At 67.9% G+C, this 17,349-nt stretch carries 17 protein-coding genes; 3 read left to right on the top strand and 14 right to left on the bottom strand.

All coding sequences use genetic code 11. The features are described from left to right. Nucleotides 1-9: 9 nt before the first annotated feature. The 6 genes from AC1DB1_RS05545 to AC1DB1_RS05520 all read right to left on the bottom strand — a co-directional run bounded on the left by AC1DB1_RS05545 (nucleotide 10) and on the right by AC1DB1_RS05520 (nucleotide 6,515). A complete protein-coding gene (locus AC1DB1_RS05545; RefSeq protein WP_271177480.1) occupies nucleotides 10-834 on the bottom strand; it encodes a carbohydrate ABC transporter permease in 825 nt (274 codons plus the stop codon). Nucleotides 835-843: 9 nt separating this feature from the next. After that, nucleotides 844-1,719: a carbohydrate ABC transporter permease gene (locus AC1DB1_RS05540; RefSeq protein ID WP_271177481.1), complete on the bottom strand. Its 876-nt coding sequence runs from the start codon at nucleotides 1,717-1,719 to the stop codon at nucleotides 844-846. Continuing rightward, entirely contained in the window at nucleotides 1,719-2,978 is a 1,260-nt protein-coding gene (locus AC1DB1_RS05535) for an ABC transporter substrate-binding protein (RefSeq protein WP_477200049.1), read from the bottom strand. Before AC1DB1_RS05535 ends, AC1DB1_RS05540 begins: the two co-directional genes overlap by 1 nt. Nucleotides 2,979-3,140: 162 nt before the next feature. Next, a complete protein-coding gene (locus AC1DB1_RS05530) occupies nucleotides 3,141-4,916 on the bottom strand; it encodes a class I mannose-6-phosphate isomerase (protein WP_477200048.1) in 1,776 nt (591 codons plus the stop codon). Beyond that, complete coding sequence (locus AC1DB1_RS05525; protein ID WP_477200047.1) at nucleotides 4,913-5,845, bottom strand: ROK family protein; 933 nt, start codon at nucleotides 5,843-5,845, stop codon at nucleotides 4,913-4,915. Before AC1DB1_RS05525 ends, AC1DB1_RS05530 begins: the two co-directional genes overlap by 4 nt. Nucleotides 5,846-5,942: 97 nt before the next feature. Next, entirely contained in the window at nucleotides 5,943-6,515 is a 573-nt protein-coding gene (locus AC1DB1_RS05520; RefSeq protein ID WP_477200046.1) for a TetR/AcrR family transcriptional regulator, read from the bottom strand. An 87-nt stretch (nucleotides 6,516-6,602) separates the two neighbouring features. On the opposite strand from AC1DB1_RS05520, the gene AC1DB1_RS05515 reads away from it, so the two are divergent. Beyond that, entirely contained in the window at nucleotides 6,603-7,055 is a 453-nt protein-coding gene (locus tag AC1DB1_RS05515; RefSeq protein WP_477200045.1) for an anthrone oxygenase family protein, read from the top strand. Between the two features lie 73 nt (nucleotides 7,056-7,128). Here the strand turns inward: AC1DB1_RS05515 and AC1DB1_RS05510 are convergent, their stop codons facing one another. After that, the gene (locus AC1DB1_RS05510; RefSeq protein WP_271177487.1) at nucleotides 7,129-7,509 is read right to left on the bottom strand and encodes a DoxX family protein; all 381 of its coding nucleotides are present in this window, start codon (nucleotides 7,507-7,509) and stop codon (nucleotides 7,129-7,131) included. Between the two features lie 79 nt (nucleotides 7,510-7,588). Here AC1DB1_RS05510 and AC1DB1_RS05505 point away from each other — a divergent pair, with 79 nt between their 5' ends. Beyond that, nucleotides 7,589-8,461 carry a sigma-70 family RNA polymerase sigma factor gene (locus AC1DB1_RS05505; protein WP_477200086.1) on the top strand — a complete coding sequence of 291 codons (873 nt, stop codon included), beginning with the start codon at nucleotides 7,589-7,591 and terminating at the stop codon, nucleotides 8,459-8,461. A gap of 39 nt (nucleotides 8,462-8,500) precedes the next feature. On the opposite strand, the gene AC1DB1_RS05500 is transcribed toward AC1DB1_RS05505, so the two are convergent. Further along, nucleotides 8,501-8,956, bottom strand: a complete 456-nt coding sequence (locus AC1DB1_RS05500) for a VanZ family protein (protein ID WP_477200044.1) — start codon at nucleotides 8,954-8,956, stop codon at nucleotides 8,501-8,503. 843 nt (nucleotides 8,957-9,799) lie between these two features. Continuing rightward, complete coding sequence (locus AC1DB1_RS05495; protein WP_477200043.1) at nucleotides 9,800-10,831, bottom strand: LacI family DNA-binding transcriptional regulator; 1,032 nt, start codon at nucleotides 10,829-10,831, stop codon at nucleotides 9,800-9,802. A gap of 193 nt (nucleotides 10,832-11,024) precedes the next feature. Here AC1DB1_RS05495 and AC1DB1_RS05490 point away from each other — a divergent pair, with 193 nt between their 5' ends. After that, nucleotides 11,025-12,188: a DUF4185 domain-containing protein gene (locus AC1DB1_RS05490; RefSeq protein WP_477200042.1), complete on the top strand. Its 1,164-nt coding sequence runs from the start codon at nucleotides 11,025-11,027 to the stop codon at nucleotides 12,186-12,188. Nucleotides 12,189-12,294: 106 nt separating this feature from the next. Here AC1DB1_RS05490 and AC1DB1_RS05485 read toward each other — a convergent pair whose 3' ends face one another. The 5 genes from AC1DB1_RS05485 to AC1DB1_RS05465 form a co-directional block, all read right to left on the bottom strand. Next, complete coding sequence (locus AC1DB1_RS05485) at nucleotides 12,295-12,936, bottom strand: hypothetical protein (protein WP_477200041.1); 642 nt, start codon at nucleotides 12,934-12,936, stop codon at nucleotides 12,295-12,297. Then, entirely contained in the window at nucleotides 12,933-13,844 is a 912-nt protein-coding gene (locus AC1DB1_RS05480) for an alpha/beta fold hydrolase (protein ID WP_477200040.1), read from the bottom strand. The genes AC1DB1_RS05485 and AC1DB1_RS05480 overlap by 4 nt, the downstream gene beginning before the upstream one ends. Before the next feature lie 76 nt (nucleotides 13,845-13,920). Continuing rightward, entirely contained in the window at nucleotides 13,921-14,652 is a 732-nt protein-coding gene (locus AC1DB1_RS05475) for an alpha/beta fold hydrolase (RefSeq protein WP_477200039.1), read from the bottom strand. Between the two features lie 86 nt (nucleotides 14,653-14,738). Then, on the bottom strand, nucleotides 14,739-16,631 hold the full coding sequence (locus tag AC1DB1_RS05470) for an L-aspartate oxidase (protein ID WP_477200038.1): 1,893 nt from the start codon (nucleotides 16,629-16,631) through the stop codon (nucleotides 14,739-14,741). Further along, a complete protein-coding gene (locus tag AC1DB1_RS05465) occupies nucleotides 16,519-17,271 on the bottom strand; it encodes an SDR family oxidoreductase (RefSeq protein ID WP_477200037.1) in 753 nt (250 codons plus the stop codon). Before AC1DB1_RS05465 ends, AC1DB1_RS05470 begins: the two co-directional genes overlap by 113 nt. Nucleotides 17,272-17,349 lie beyond the last annotated feature (78 nt).

Below are 17,349 nucleotides of genomic sequence, written 5' to 3'. Positions count from 1 at the left end.
TAGCTGAGGTCAGTACTGGCCGAGTGCCAGACCGCGGGAGAAGAACTTCTGAGTGAACAGGAACAGCACGACCGTCGGCAGCGACACCAGGATGCCGGCCGCAAGCACCGTCGACAGCTGAGCGCCGCCGTACGTGCTCTGCATACCGGCCAGCGTGGTGACGATGGGCCGCACGTTGTCGGACTGGCTCAGCGTGAGGCCGAGCAGCAGGTCGTTCCAGATGAAGGTGGCCTGCAGGATGAACACCGCGATCAGTGCGCTCGTGGCCATGGGCAGGTAGAGCCGGAAGAAGATGCGCCAGCTCGATGCACCGTCGACCACCGCCGCCTCGAACACGTTGTGCGCGATGCCGGTGAAGAAGTTGCGCATCACGAACGCCGAGAACGGAATGGAGATCGCGGTGTACACGATGACCATGCCGAGCTGGGTGTCGAAGAGCCCGGTGCGGGAGTAGCCGTCGAACAGCGGCAGCAGGATCATCTGAAGCGGGAAGACGGTTCCGCCGAAGATGAAGACGAACCACCAGAAGCCGTGCTTGAGACCGAGCGCCACGATCGCGAAGCCGACGGCGGCGCCGACGATCACGGCGACCAGCGGGGAGACGATCGAGTAGATGACGGTGCTGGCCAGGCTGCCGCCCAGGTTGCTGAGATTCCAGGCGTCGACCATGTTGCTGATGAGGTCGGTGCCGTTCGGGATCCAGGACTGACGGGAGTCGTAGGCCTGCGGCGACTTGCTCGCATTGATGACGAGCAGGTACACGGGCAGCAGCCAGATGAGGCCGAAGAAGATGAGAACGGCGGTGCGCCAGGCGCGGGATGCGGTCGATGACATCGGGTGCTCCTAGATCTCGTTCTTCTTCGACAGCTGCTGACGCAGGTACAGGATGCTCGCGAGCAGCGTCACGACGGTGAGGAACACCGCGATCGCCGACCCGAGCCCGTACTGGCTGTTCACGAAGGTGTCGTTGTACATGGTGAGCGCGAGCGTCTCGGAGACCCGCCCGGGTCCACCCTTGGTCATGCCGAGCACGATGTCGAAGGTCTTGAGGCTGGCGACGATCGAGAGACCGATCACGACGGTGGTCAACGGCCGCAGCATCGGCCAGAGCATGCTGCCGAACAGGCGGAAGCCGCGCGCCCCGTCGAGACGTGCCGCCTCCAGCGGCTCCTTCGGGATGGACTGCAGCCCGATGGTGAAGAGCAGCGCGTTGACGCCGACGCCCTGCCAGGCCGCGGCCACGATCATGACGATCGTGTTCAGGGGTGCATCCAGCAGCCAGCGAGGCGTGTCGGCGATCCCGAAGAAGTGCAGCGCCTGGTCGAGGGCTCCATTGCTCTGGAGCACGAACGACCAGATGAGGCCGACGCCGATGCCGGAGATGGCGTACGGGATGAGGAAGGGCAGCCGGAGCCAGACCCCGCCCCGGAGGTTCCAGGTGAGGAGCGCGAGCGCGAGGCCGAGTCCGACCGGGATGATCAGGGTGCCCGCGACCCACAACAGGGTGTTGAACAGCGAGTTGAGGAAGTCGGGGTCCTCGAACATCTCCTGGTAGTTCGAGAGCCCGGTCCAGGTGGGATCCCCGAGGCCGTTGTAATCGGTGAAGCTCAGGAACACCGTCCAGAGCAGCGGGAGGTAGAGGAGTACGGCCACCAGGATCACGCCCGGGGCGACGAAGCCCCGGGCGGCCCAGCGGTACTGCGGTTTCTTGGCGCTCACTATTTCTTGCTTGCCCAGTACTTGTCAGCAGCGGCCTGGATCTTCTGCAGGTGCGGCAGCGGGTTGCCCGGGTTGGCGGAGAACGCTCCGAACTCCTCCAGCGCGACGTTCAGGATCGGCGTCGGCGCCGCCTCGAAGTAGCGCGTCACGAGCTGGTACGGACCCTTGGCGACGTCTTCGCCGAGCGTCTTGAGGCCGGCGTCCTTGGTCTCGGCCTTCGGGTTGAAGGGCACGTCACCGCGGGCGTTGCCCCAGGCGCTCTGGGCGCTGGGAGTCATCCACCACTTGGAGTAGGCGAGTCCCAGGTCCTTCTGCTTCGAGCTCTCAGCCACGCACATCGGGCCGGTCTCGACCGGGACGGGCGTCTTGGACAGGCTCGGGTCGACCGCGGGGATGACGAAGTAGTCGTAGTCGCTGCCGGCCTTCATGCCCACGCCGTCGAGCGAGGCGCCGAAGAACGTGCCGAAGTTGATCATGGCCATGTCGCCCTGCTTCAGCATCTGAGCGGGGTCGGTCTTGCTGCCCGCGTCACTGAACCAGCCCTTCTTCTCCTGCGCCAGCCACTCGTTCATGATCGCGACGATCTTGGGGTCGGTGTACTTGACCGAGCCGTCGGCGAGCCCGTTGTAGAGGGCGGGGTCGGTACCGGCCACCAGCGTCTCGAACCAGGGGAAGGTGAAGAGCGTGCTGGTCTGATAGAACGGCGTCACACCGTTCTGCTTGAGCTTCGCGGCGTCGTCCATCAGCTCCTGCCACGTCGTCGGCTTCTCGATGCCGTACTTGTCGAAGATCTTCTTGTTGTAATACATGACCCAGTACGCGATGTTCATGGGCACGCAGTACTGCTTGCCGCCGATCGTGTAGTACTTCTCGAGATCCTGGCTCACGTTGCCGTCGGCGATCGCCTTCTTCCAGATGGAGGAGGTGTCGGCGACGAGCTTCTGGTCGACCAGCTGGTTGAGATTGTCACCGGTCGACCAGGTGAAGAGCCCGGGGCTCTGCTGGGTGCGGAACGACTGCTTGACGAACGCCTGGTATTGGTTCTCGTCGGAGTAGCCGGTGGTGTTGAGGCTGATCTTGACGTCTTTCTGCGACGTCGGGTTGAGCGACTGGAACTGCGGCTTCCACGCGGCTTTGTCCGTGTAGAACTTGAGCGTTCCGGTCGTGGCGTTGCTCGCGCCGCTGCCGGAGCAGCCTGCGAGGAGGAGGCCGGTCGCGAGCACGGAGGCGACCAGTCCGATGGTGCGTTTTCTGTTCATCCTGAACTCCCTTGTTCGTGCGCGACCGGTCGGTCGCGCTTACGCCCCGCCTTGTTTGGTATCGTTACCAATTCCGCAAGCAAAGCTAGCAGGATTCCGAGAGCCCTGCAAGGACGGGTGATTGTCTCGTATTGCTGTGGTGCTGTGGTGCTGTGGTGCTGTTCAGTTATCGGTGGTGCGCGTACCGCGTACCGAGGCGACCACCGTGGCGAAGGTCTCGCTGGTCGAGTCGGCGGTGCGGCGGATCAGGTAGGGCCCGACGGATGCGGGCACGATGAAGGTCTCGGCGTAATGCACGCGGTATGGCTCGAACGCGCCCGTCGGACTCGCGACCTCGACCACGTCGCCCTCCACGAGGTTCAGCACGTTGACCGTGCCATCGGTGTCGAGAGCGGCCTCGGTGTCGAACCAGTGGCGGCGCACCTCGATGAACTCGAGCCCGTGCAGGCCGGTGCGCTCTTCGCGCACGCCGTCTCCCTCGCGGATCACCTCGACCTGGTCGATGAGGTTCTCGGTGACCCACTCGGTGTCGCGGTCCCACTGGATGTTCTTGCGGCCGTGCTCCAGGTGGATCGGGCGAGGGATGCCGTCGATGCCGACGCGGCCCCAGTCCCAGAGCTTGAAGGTGAAGATGAACGGCGTCGCAGAGATCTCGAGCACCATGGCGTTCGCACCGGAGGCGTGGACCGTGCCGGCCGGAATCGAGAAGTGATCGTGTTTGCGGGCGGGGAAGGTGTTGACGAACTCCTCCGCGATGAACGGATGCTCGCCGTCGGTCGCCGCCTCGAGCGCCGCGACCATCGCATCCGGATCGGTGCCCGACTTGATCCCCAGATACACCTCGGCGCCGGGCGCCGCATCGAGCAGGTAGTAGCTCTCGTCCTGCGTGTAGTGCATGCCGAACGTGTCGAGCATGTAGTCGGTGAGCGGGTGCACCTGGAGCGAGAGGTTGCCACCCTCCATCGTGTCGAGGAAGTCGAACCGGATGGGGAACTCGGCGCCGAATCTCGCGAAGGTCTTCTCGCCGAGCAGGGCCCGAGGCTGCGTGAGCACCAGGTCCATGGCGGGGATCTCGACGACGCGTCCGTCTGCCTCGAGCAGCAGGGAGTTCTCCTCGGGAACGCAGTCGAAGCACCAGGCGTAGTTGTCGGCGGAGGGGTCGAGGTCGAGGCGCTCCTTCATCCACTGGCCGCCCCAGACGCCGGGGTCGAAGAACGGCACGACGCGCAGCGGCGCGGTGGCGGCGTGCTCGAGCGCGCCACGGAATGCGTCGCCCGTGATGAGCGCCGCCTCCCGCACGCTGGTGTTGGTGTCGAGCACGAAGTCGACCCGGTCGAACAGCGTGCGCTTGTGCCGGTCGGCGGTGCGCCACTCGACGAAGAAGCCACGCTTGTACTTGCGCAGATTGTCTTCGCCGGCGTTGTCGGTATGCCAGTTCGTCGCACCGCGGCGCTGACGCTGCTGGATCTCCCACCGCGCCAGGTCGGCGAGCACGAGCACGTCCGTCGCGACGGGGACGAGTGCGGCGCCCCAGCCGACGATGATCGTCGGCGTGCCGCTGTCCGCGACGGCGGTTGCGAGGGCGTCGAGCTCGGCCTCGACGTAGAACTCGTCGAGGGTGAAGTGGCTCATCACGCCGAACACCCGGTCGTCGGTGAGCGAGCGGCCGATGAGGGCGTCGATCTGCTCGATGGGCTTCGCCGCCCCCTCCATGTCGATCACGGCATACGCCGGGAGCGCCTCGCTGAGTTCTGCGACGACGGCGGCCACGTCGACGCCGGGGTAGCAGTCCACGGCCACGATGGGGGCGCGGGAGCCTGCGGCACGCCGCGCTGCGTCATCGAGCTGCTGCCACGCCTCGGCGCCCAGCCACACGCGACTGCCGGGCGGCAGCGGCACCGACGGCTGTTTGTCGTAGGTCGAGGGGGATGACGTCACGGAAGGTCCTTTCGAGAGACAGCGGCCGAGAGGCCGAGGAGCACCGAGTGCTCCGGTGCCGCCGGGGTCACCAGCGGCGGGCGATACGACGACGACCACAGGTGGCCGTGCACGAGTTCGATGAGACGGGGAAGGACGAGGCCTGCTGAACGCATGACGCCGCCCGAGACGATGACGACGCTGGGGTCGTAGGCGTGGCAGAGCCCGACGATGGCGGCGCTCCAGGCGCGGAGGTAGCGGTCGACCGTCGGCGCGACGCGCGGATCGTCGGCGTGCTCGAAGAGGTCCTTGAGGCCGGGGGCCACCGCGGCGGACGGCACGCCGTCGTCGGCCAGCGCCTCGGCGAGGTCTGCGTCGGCCGCGACATCCCGCCGAAGCGCCCACGTGCTCGCCACGGCTTCGGCGCAACCGACGTTGCCGCAGTTGCAGGGCGGCCCGTCGAGGTCGACCGTGATGTGGCCGCCGAGGATGCCCGCATGGTCGCGTGCCCCGCGCAGCAGAATGCCGTCCATCATCGCCGCCGTGCCGATACCGGTGCCGAGGGTCAGGAGCACGGCGTCCGTCGCCCCCACCGCGCATCCGTAGGTCGTCTCGCCGAGCAGCGCAGCCCGCGCGTCGTTCTCGACGACGGCGGGGGCGCCGAACGCGGCTCCCGCCCAGTCGCGGAGATCGCGGCCGGTGGCCCAGTCGTACTTGTCGTGCGCGGCGACGAGCGCCCCGCGAGAGCGGTCGACGACTCCGGGCAGCGCGATGCCGATTCCTTCGTACCCGGCCGCCTGCTCCGACAGCGTCGTGGCCGCGGCGACCACGGCTTCGAGGTCGCTCTCCCGCCCGGTGTTCGGCAGCTCGGTCGCGGCCAGGATGAGTCCCTGGTCGAGCGCACCCACCTTGATGCGGGTGCCGCCGAAGTCGATGCACAGCGCGGTCATCGTCTCTCCTTCGTTCGGCGACATCGTCGTTGTTGGTATCGTTACCATAGCGCACATCGGTGACCTGGCGTCAAGTCGACGCAGCCGAAGGGAGAGGTCAGCTGCTCACGTCCGCCGCGAAGCGGGCGCCGAGCTCGGCGATGCGGTCGGCGCGATGCTCCGGGCGCATGCGGCCGGCGCGCTCGAGCAGGCTGATCCCGTGCAGGGCACCCCAGAACACCTCGGTGGCCGCGCCGTCGCCGTCGTCGTCGATCGCATCCGCCAGCACGTCGAACGCCGCGCGGAGGCTCGGGTCGGTGTCTTCGCTGGCGAATCGCGTTTCGATCGGCTGCTGGAACATCGCCTCGTAGACCGCGGGATGCTCGCTGCCGAAATCGAGATAGGCCACCGCGACGGCCTCGATCGCGTGCCGCCCCCGCTCGCCGCCGAGCGCTGCGCGGCACTGCCGCGTGAGGTCGACGAAGCCCTCCATGGCGACCGCCAGCATGATCTCGGACTTGCCTCCGGGAAAGTGACCGTAGAGCACGGGCTGGGTGTAGCCGATGGCGTCGGCGAGATGGCGGGTCGTCACAGCCGCCCATCCGTCGGCGTCGGCGCGCTCCCGTGCGGCAGCGAGGATGCCGCGACGCCGCTCGTCATTGCGCTGCTGACGTGCCGTCTGATCTGCCATCGGTGCTCCTCTTGCGGTCCGGGTCGTCGCGCTCTATGGTAGCACTGCTAGCTTTTCTAGCGCCGCTAGATCCGAAAGGAAGATCCAATGGCCCCCGTTCTCGCCATCATCACCACGACCGTCGTCGGCCTCATGGTCGGCGTCGAGTTCTCGGTCGCGTTCGTGATCAACCCGATCATGACGCGGCTGCCGGTCGGCGCCTCCCTGTCAGCACGAGCGCACGGCGGTCGGATGCTCGGACGGGTGATGCCGTTCTGGTACTTCGGCTCCCTGATCCTCACAGCGGCCCTCGCCGCTGCGACCTGGGGCACGACGACCGCCGTCGTAGCTGTCGTCGCTGCAGCCCTGCTGGCCGTCAGCGTCATCCTGTCCGTCGCTCTGCTGGTGCCGATCAACAACCGCTCGAAGACGTGGACCGCCGACGACCACCCCGACGACTGGAGGGAGCAGCACCAGCGCTGGGACCGGCTGCACTACGTGCGCGTCGCGATCCTCGTAGCGGCCTTCGTGCTCGTCGCCGTCGCGGTCACGGCGCTCTGACTCGGGCGCAGGTCGCCCCGGCTCGTCGTGGCGCGTGATTCATCGGACGCACCGGACGCATCGGGACGCATCCCTACGCGAAGGATTCCGGCCCGAACCGTCCCCAGGCGACGAAGATGAGAAGCGCGAGATACGTCAGGTTCAGCAGGGCGTGCCTGGGCTCGTGCAGCCGGAACTCGACGACCGCCGCTCCGACCATGATCACCGCCAGGCCTGTGGCGGCAAGCGGCACGAGGATGGGCGCGATTCCGAGCACCGCTGGGAGGATCAGACCGACCGCGCCCAGGAGTTCGAGGACCCCCAGGGTCTTGATGAACCCGGCGCTGAAATGGTCGACCCACTTGGCTCCCGGCGCTTTCGCGAGTCTCTGTCTCGGGATGAAGACTTTGTTGAAGCCCGCGATCAGAAACACCGCCGCCATCAGTCCCGCGGTGATCCAGAGTGCGACATTCATGAATAGCTCCTCAACCGTCGCCCGGGCCATCCGGGGACGTCACAATGGATGACGGAGCGCGCGAGCGAAAGGTAACAGCCTGTCCGAGTCAACGACCGATCACGCCGGCACACGCGCGTTCGAGGCGGAGCGCGGCCGGCTCTTCGCCGTGGCATACCGGATGCTCGGATCGAAGACGGACGCCGAGGATGCCGTGCAGGAAGCATGGCTGCGACTCGCGCGACAGGACACCGCTGCGATCGAGAACCTCCCCGGCTGGTTGACCACCGTGATCGGGCGGATCTGCATCGACATGCTGCGCTCGCGCGAGGCCAGGCGGGAATCTCTCTACGATCACCTCGTACCCGAGTTCGAGGTGCGAGACGACCGTGACGGTGGGCCGGAGCACGAGGCAGTGCGCGCCGAATCGGTCGGGCTCGCGCTGCTGGTGATCCTCGACACGCTGCGACCTCGGGAGCGTCTCGCTTTCGTTCTCCACGACATGTTCGCGCTGTCGTTCGACGCGATCGCAGAGATCCTCGACACGTCCCCGGGCGCGACCAAGATGCTTGCCAGCCGCGCCCGGCGCAAGGTCCAGAACAGCCGGCGCCCGACACAAGGACGTCTACCACAGCGCGCGGCGGTCGACGCGTTCCTTGCGGCCGCGAGGGACGGTGATTTCGCGGGCCTGCTCAGGGTTCTCGACCCGGATGTCACCTGGCGCACCTACACCGCGCGCGGCGTGATCATTCGGCGCGGTGCGGATGCGGTCGCCGGCAAGGCGCTGCAGGGGTCGCACGTGCGGGGTACGACGAGCCCGGTCCTCGTCGGCGGCGAACCCGGCGTGGTCGCGCGAGACCTGAACGGAAAGACACTCGCCGTCATGGTGTGCATCGTGGTCGACGACCGCATCGTCGACATGGTGTCGGTGACCGATCCGGACCGCCTCGCCGCCTTCGACATCCCCGATTGAACGACGCTTCGCATCCGGCCCTCGAGAGAAGCGGTCGGTTCAACCTGAGCGCGATGCCGGCGAACGGCCGTCCCTTTCGGGCTGCAGCCCGCTCCTGCCGACCTGCCGCGCAGCACTCAGGAGTCGCACCAGCACGTAGCCGAGCACGGCTCCGACGGTGTTCGTCAGGATGTCGTTGACGTCGCTCACCCGGCCGATCCGGGCGACGTACTGGGTGGTCTCGATCGCCACCGAGCCGAGAAAGCCGACGATGAGTGACGACGGCCAGCCCGCGCCGGCGAGGGCCAACAGGATTCCGGCGGGAAGGAACATGATCACATTGGCGACATCATCCCGGGTGAGCCGATGGCCGAGCTGCAGGTTGACCGTGCTCCCGGTGCCATGCGAGAAGCCCACGGTGAGCACCATCACCACGAGCAGCCAGCCCGCACCGACCACGGCGAGGAGCCACCGGTTCCGGACGAGTGCTCGATGTGCCGTGGGAGGGATGCGCATTCATCCAGATCACCAGGGATGCGCCGCGCGCACATCCGCCACGAGACGGCCGCCGCTCCGTCGGAGGGATGACATCGCAGAAGGGGCCCGGTGGCGGGACGTACTGCGCAGCGAAAGGACCGCGAAGTGGGCCGGTGCGGGTGGTGGGTGCACCAGTATCGACCACATCATGCCCGAGCCATTTGATTAGCGCGAGTCGTCGGAATCTGCTGGCGTGAGCTGTAGTCGGGACCGGAGTCGACGCTCAATTGCCCGAACAGCCGTCAAGCTCAGGTCGGAAGTGAAATACCAGAGCGCGCGCATAGGGGTGAGGCGAAGTACTCGCGGTCGAGGATCGCCGCGAAATTCGATTTTCATGACGGAGATCCTCCCCGCACCCGATCGTTTCTGTAGGACAGACAACGAGGCAATGTCTCCCGATCCAATTCTCCTGACAATCGTCGGGGCCCATCGTGCCCGCCAGACCAAGAGTTCGCCGTCACCGATCTCCAAAACGCCCACCGTGGGCAGTATGGGCTGAACGGCAACCTCTGGACGTATTACCTCCCACGTCGAGCCGTCAGCTCGGAAGAATATGAGATCGCTGCCGGAGCGAAGACCTCGAACCTTTGTCCATTGGCGTCGCAAGTAGCTGCTCCAACCAATAAGGGCCATCCCGAGAAGCGCGACCGAGATAGCGATCGCGAGCAGCAAGGTGAAGAGCGACGTCGCCTCACTACGCATGGTTTCGTTCGTCCTTAAGTGAGTAGCCGGGGACGTGGCCCCAGTCGCCCGGCCGCCACCCTTGCACGTGATGTCGGGTTAGCGCATGTTCGGCGAGACCGATCCGCGGAGCAGGGCGAGTCAGGCGCGCGCGACCCGCAACTGCGTCGGCATCTCGATCTCGTGCGCGGGCGCATCCGGTGTCTCGAGCAGCCGCGTGAAGAGCAGGTGCGCGGCCTGCCGCCCGAGCTCGCGCGGATCGTGGTCGACGACCGTCACCGGCACCGGCATCAGTTCGGCGAGCTCGAAGTCGTCGAAGCTGACGATGGACGGCCGCATCGCATCCGGGTCCTGTCGCAGCCGCGCGGCGATCGCCTGCAGCGCGCCGATGGAGTTGCGGTTGTTGGCGCTGAACACCGCGGTCGGCGGTTCGGCGAGGTCGAGCAGCGCGCGCATCGCCGCGCTCGCGGTCTCCGCATCCTGCTGCCCGCGGCGCACCAGCTCGGGGTCGAGCGGGATGCCACGGTCGGCCAGCGCGCGCTGGTACCCCTCGAACCGGCGCTGTCCCGTGAAGACGCTCGTCACATTACCGAGGTACGCCACGCGGGTGTGGCCGGCGTCGAGCAGCGCGGACGTGCCCCGGTACGCGCCGCCGATGTCGTCGAGCACGACCGCATCGGCCGTCACCCCGGGCACCGTGCGCGACGCGAGCACCAAAGGCGTGTCACGCAGCGATTCACGCTGCAGATGCGCGTCGTCACCGCCGGAGGGCACGACGATCAGGCCCTCGACCTGGCGCCCGATGAAATCGGCGATGAGCTGTCGCTCGCGCACGACATCCTCGCCGGTGTTGCCGAGGACGATCCGGCGGCCGAACTGGAAGGCGATCTCTTCGACCCCCAGCGCGAAGTTGCCGTAGTACGGGTTGCCGAGATTCGTGATGGCGACGCCCACCAGTCCACTGGCTTGACCGGGCCGGATGCTCCGCGCGTTCTCGTTGCGGTGATAGCCGAGGGTGTGCACCGCCTCGAACACGCGATCCTGCACGTCGGGACGCACGTTCTTGCCGCCGGCGAGCGTGCGCGAGACGGTCATCGGGCTGACGCCGGCGAGAGCGGCGACCTCTTTGATCGTCGGTTGCCTGGCCGCGCCGCTCAGCGGAGTCGTGGTCATGCTCGCTCCTCGTCTTGACCGGCCGCACGGGTCGGGACTCAACCTACTACGGCGCGCATGTTCCGCTCGGATTGCTGTACAGCGCCGCCGCATCGGTGTAGCTTGACCGTCATTGGTAACGATATCAGTTTCGTTATCGCACTGGACAGCGCCGTCCGAGCATCCGGGCGGCCGATCTGACGATCGGAGAGACATGACCTTCCATCGCGCCCGGCTCCGCGCCGCGACCGCCCTCCTCCTCGGCGGGGCGCTCGCCGCCGCCGCACCCCTCGCGGCCACTGCGTCGCCCGCCCACCCGGCGCCGGCGCACACCACCACCGCGCAGCCGGATGGCCGCCACGGCGGCACCGAGACGATCACCACGAAGGCGACCGTCGACCAGCCGCTCACCCGAACGTTCGGGCACTACGGCGACACGGCCGGGCGCTGGACGGGCGCCGACTCCGCCTACAGCGTGCCGCTCCCCGGCGGCGCGACCGCCTGGCTCTACTCCGACACCTTCCTCGGCACGGTGAACGCCGATCACTCCCGGCCGACCGATTCGCCGTTCATCCACAACTCGATCGTCGTCGAGCGCCACGGAAAGCTGACCACGTACACGGGCGGCACGGCGACGGCACCCGAATCGCTGGTGCGCGTGCCCGGCGGAGACGAGAACCAGGACTGGTACTGGTTCGGCGACGGCACCGTCGAGGGGAACCACCTGCGCGTCTCGCTGCTCGAGTTCGCCAAGACCGGAACCGGACCGTTCGACTTCGCCTTCCAGCGCACGGCGGTCGCCTCGTTCTCGCTGCCGAGCATGCGGTTCGAAGGCATCACGCAGCGACCAGCCGGAACCGTGCAGTGGGGCTCGGCGATCTACGAAGACGGCGGGTATACGTACGTCTACGGCGTCGAAGACCTGCAGTCGACCAAGTACCTGCACGTCTCGCGGGTGCGCAGCGGTCACCTCACTACCGGCACCCGGCAGTACTGGACCGGCAGCGGATGGTCGACCGACGAGTCGTCGTCGGCCCGCGTGATGGACGGGGTCGCCAACGAGTTCAGCGTGACGAAGTTCCAGGGGAAGTACACGCTGGTGACCGGCGACTCGACCGAAGCACTGAGCGCCAAGATCGTGATGTACCGCGGCGACTCGCTCACGGGACCGTTCCTGAACAAGACCGTGCTCTACACGACGCCCGAGACGTCGGGCAACGTCTTCACCTACAACGCGAAAGCGCACCCGGAGCTGGGCGACCGCGACACCCTGCTCGTCACTTACAACGTGAACAGCTTCGACACGGCCGACGTGTACGCGAACGTCGACAACTACCGGCCGCGCTACATCGACGTGGATGTGCGCATCCGGCACTAGTCGAGTCGCCCAGAGGTGCCGAATGTCGCTCATTCGCTCGGAATGAGCGACATTCGGCACCTCTCGCGCCCAACGCTAGGCCGACGCTAGGCCGACGAGCGGCCCGCTAGGCCGGGCGCACCGGACGGAAGCGGCTCTCCTGGTACGCGATCGCCAGGCCGAGGAAGAGCAGCCCGCACAGCACGCCGATCACCACGGACAGCTCATCGGTGGCGATCGCGGTGCTCGCGACGATGAACGCGGTCGTCGCGCCGCCCAGCACGGCGTTGACGACGGCGATCATCGTCGCTGTCGTGAAGAGGAACGAGCGCGCGCGGTAGCGAACGCCCAGCGTTCCCGTCGTGGCGTCCTCCAGCGGAAAGTACTCAGCCGCGCTGCGGGTGAGGCCGGCGTAGTACCGCCGGATCTTCTCGATGCGGCGCTGCGCGACGATCGATTCGATCGCCGTGTCGATGAGTCTCACGAGTGTGAACCAGCCGAGCACGAACACCGTCGGAAAGAGCGTGCACGCCAGCACGAGCAGCGTCTTCGGCGAGCTCCCGGCGAACCCGATCGCCACCAGGCAGCTCGAGAGGGAGGCCAGGTAGATGGACGCGCGGCTTCCGCTCTCGCTGATCGTCGCACCGGCGGCCGATTGCAGCACGAAGTGCTCGGTCACGAGGGCGCTCATGAGCGCGCCGTCGACGGCCGGGCTCTTGCTGCGGTCGGTGGTCGCCTCCGTCGTGTCGGTGCTCGTCGTGTCGGTCATGCGAGCGTCCCCACATCGATGACCGCCTGCGCGAACGCGTCCGGCGCCTCCTGCGGCAGGTTGTGACCGGCGTGGGGCACCTGACGGTGCACGCGCGGCCCGGTGAAGTGCGCGGCACTCGCGGCGCCGTCGGTCGCGGGGAAGTTACCGTCCGCCATCCCGTCGAGCGTGATCGTCGGAACGGCGATCGGCGGGGAGGCGGCCAGCAGCCCCTCGAGCGCGTCGTATCCGGGAGCGCCGGGCGCCGCGCCGAGACGATGCCGGTACGAGTGGATCACGACATCGACGTAGTCGGGGTTGGCGAACGACGCACTCACCCGCTCGAGTTCGTCGTCGCTGAACGCCCACTCGGGTGAGTTGCGACGCCAGATGACCTCGGCGACCTCCCGGGGATGCGCCGCCAGACCGGCACGTCCGCGTTCGGTGAGGAAGTAGAAGAAGTACCAGAAGCCGGCCTCCAGCGCCGGCGCCAACGGCCGGCCGGATGCGGCGATGTCCTGGATCAGATAGCCGTTCACCGACACCAGCCCGCTCACGCGTTCCGGCCGCAGCGCGGCGGCGACGCACGCCGCCCGGCCACCCCAGTCGTACCCGGCCAGGGTCGCGCGCGGGATGTCCAGCGCATCCAGCAGCTCGATGACGTCGGCCCCGAGGGCGGCCTGCTGGCCCGACCGCGGCGCTGCGTCATCCAGGAACCGCGTCGGACCGTGACCGCGCAGATAGGGCACGATCACCCGATGGCCGCGGGCGGCGAGGGCGGGCGCGACCTCGCGGTAGCTGCCGACGTCGTAGGGGAAACCGTGGAGCAGGACCACCGGCGCGGCGCCCGGTTCCCCGAGTTCGTGATACCCGACATCCAGGGTCGTGGTCGTGAGGTGCCTCACCGGACCGAGCGGTTCGCTGTTCATGTCATCGTTCCGTTCTGTGCGATCGGCGGGGCCCCCGCCACGTGTGCGCCGAGGACCCCACCGGGCTTCTGTGATGTCAGGCGGACACCGGGGCGAGGGCCGAGACGGCCTCGAGGATGGACTCGGCCACGGCATCCGGCCGGGATACGCTGATCGCGTGCGACGCTCCGGCGACCTCACGGGTCCCCCGCGACGACGCGCGTTCTGCTCCGACGCGGTGCACGGCGACGGGGATGTTGAGGTCCTCGTCGCTGAAGACGAACCACGACGGCGCCGTGCGCCAGGCCGGCACCTCCGCGGGGAGCGGCTCGGTCAGGGCTGCCTGCGTGACCGGACGCTGCGTGGCGGCCATCAGGGCGGCCTGGGCGGCCGGCACGTCGGCGGCGAACTGGTGGTTGAACAGCTCGGGCCGGATCACGAACTCGTCGCCGCCGGTCGAGACCGGATAGGCGGTGAGCGCATCTCCGAGGGTGCTGCCCGGCAGGCTGGTCGAGAGATCGAAGGCGGTCTCTCCGTGATCGGGCACGAAGGCGTTGACGTACACAAGGCCCACCACGGCGTCGTTCGCCGCGCCCGCCTCGGTGATCACGAAGCCGCCGTACGAGTGCCCGACGAGCACGACCGGGCGTCCGATGCCGGCGATCACGTCGCGAAGGTAGGCGGCATCGGTCGCGACGCTCCGCAGCGGGTTGGCCGCGGCGACGACCTCGACGCCCTGCTGCTGGAGTCTCTCGATGACGCCGTTCCAGCTGGAGGCGTCGGCGAATGCCCCGTGCACGAGCACGACGGCGGGTTTCTGGTCATTCATGTTCTGCTCCTTTTCCGAGCTGCTCAGCTCTGCCAGCTATGACCGGATGGATGCCCCGGATGTGACGGTCGCGTCGCGACGGCGACCTATTCGACGAGCTTTCCGGCGGTCGACACGTCGCGGATGAGGGCGGCGATCTCCTCCGGAACGGGCGGGATCTGCTCGTGGGCGATGCGCCCGGGCCCCGACCAGACGAGGTTGACCCGGAGTGTGTCGTCGAGCGCCGGGAAGTCGGACCGGTTGTGCGCCCCGCGCGTCTCGCGGCGTTCGAGGGCGGCCTCGATCGTCGCCCTGGCCGCGAGCGCTGCCGACTTGAGGTCGAAGGCGTGGGCGAGGTCCTGGTAGCCCGCGATGTCCGGATGCACGCCGATGTCGCGCATCCGCGTCTCGATCTCCGCGAGTTCGGCGAGCCCGGCGCGCAGTCCGGCCTCGTCGCGCACGACTCCCGCGTGCTCCGTCATTGTGTCGCGGATGGCGCGCTGCAGCGCTCGCACGTTCTCGGCGCCGTCGCTGCCCAGCAACCCGTCGACCTCGGCGCGCGCCTGCTCGACAGCGGTCTGCGACCGCCTCTGCGCCGGGAGGTGCTCCGAGTAGGCGGCCGCCGCGGCGCCGACGATCCGGCCGTAGACGAGCAGCTCGATGAGAGAGTTGCCGCCGAGCCGGTTCGCGCCGTGCAGGCCGCTCGACGCCTCGCCGATCGCGTAGAGCCCCTCGACATCGGTGCGATGGTCGTCCGGCCGCACCCACACCCCGCCCATCGAGTAGTGGGCGGTCGGGGCGATCTCGATCGGGTCCGTGGTGATGTCGAGCATCTGCAGCTCGAGCAGGGTCTGGTAGACGCGCGGCAGCCGCTGCATGATCGTCTCGCGCGGCAGGTGCGAGACGTCGAGCCAGACGCCGCCGTTCGGCGTCCCGCGCCCCTCCTTGATCTCGGTGTACGCGGCCAGGGCCACCCGATCCCTGGTCGAGAGCTCCATGCGTTCCGGGTCGTACCTGGCCATGAAGCGTTCGCCGAGCGCGTTGCGCAGGATCCCGCCCTCACCGCGGGCGGCCTCGGAGACCAGCGTTCCTGCGGCGTTCTCCGGTTCGATGAGGCCGGACGGATGGAACTGCACCAGTTCCGGGTCCCGGATTCGCCCTCCCGCCTCGACCGCGAGCCGCCACGAATCACCCGTGTTCTCATCCCGGCGCGACGAGGTGCGGCGCCAGATGCGGTTGTGACCGCCCGCGGCCAGGATCACCGCGTCGGCGGTGAAGACGTGACGCGTGCCGGTCTCGACATCGAACCCGTAGGCGCCGAACACCGTGTTGTCCGTCACGAGCAAGCGAGTGATGTACACCGTGTCGAGGATCGGTATCTCGAGCTGCGCGGCGCGGTTCACCAGCGTGCGCTGGATCTCCAGCCCGGTGTAGTCGCCCGCGAACGCCGTGCGGCGGTAGGTGTGCGCGCCGAAGAAGCGCTGGGAGATCCGCCCGTCCTCCTCGCGTGCGAACGGCATCCCGTAGTTCACGAGATCGTCGATCCCGCGTTCGGCTCCCCTGGCCACGATCTCCACGGTGTGGGGATTCGCCAGGAAATAGCTCTCCTTGATCGTGTCGGCCGCGTGCTGCTGCCATGAATCGCCGGCATCCATCGTGCCGAGGGCAGCGTTGATGCCACCGGCGGCGAGCGACGTGTGGGCGTCGGACTTCGACCGCTTTCCGACCACCACCACATCACCGCCGCGTTCGGCGATCTCGATGGCGGCGCGGAGGCCGGAGCCTCCGGAACCGATCACCAGCACGGAGGTCGCGATCCGTTTCTCCGTCGGTGCCGCGTGCGTGTCGTTCACAGGTGTTCCGCCCCTCTCATCGTTCCGGCGCTGGTCAACGGACCGGCTCGAGCGCCAGCCACTCCTCGAACCGGGTGTCGTAGTGCGTCGCGAACTTTCCCGGGACGAGCTCGTTCTCGCTGAGCCGGGCTCCGAAGTAGGTCGCATCGGGGTCGGCGATCACGGTGCGCGCGTCGTTGCGGGCGCGCAGGCCCAGGCGGATGAGCTCGTCGAGTTGGAACTGCTCGGGCCCGGCCACCTCGACGATGCCGTTGAGCGGGCGGCCGACCGTGGCGCGGGCGACGGCGGTCGCCACGTCTTCGGCGGCCATGGGCTCGATCCTCACCGGGGCGAGACGGACCGTGTCGCCCACCGTGGCGGCATCGGCGATCGATTTCACGAACTCGAAGAACTGCGTCGCGTGCACGATCGAGTACGGGATGCCCGCGTCTTCGATGAGCTGCTCCTGGGCGATCTTCGCCCGGAAGTACCCGCTGTCGGTCAGCCGCGAGGTGCCGACGACGGACAGGGCGACGTGGTGGCCGACGCCCGCGTCCTTTTCCGCCGCGAGCAGGTTGCGCGTCGACGTGGTGAAGAAGTTCATCACGGCGTCCTCCTCAAACGACGGCGAGTTGGACACATCCAGAACGACGGCGGCTCCGGCGAGCGCCTCGGCGAGCCCGTCTCCCGTGAGCGTGTCGACGCCCGACGCGGGCGAAGCCGCCACGGCTTCATGCCCCTGGGCGGTGAGCTGTGCGACGACCTTGGACCCGATCAGCCCGGTTCCCCCGATGACGACGATCTTCATGATCTCCCTTTCGTTGTGATGCCGGGCCTGACGATGCTCCGGCTACCAGCTACGACCGGGCGTCGACGTCCGTTGTGA

It is taken from the genome of Leifsonia sp. 10N434, from assembly GCF_056394405.1.
Note: the sequence above shows the minus strand (reverse complement) of the source record. Positions and strands in the feature narration are given on the sequence as shown.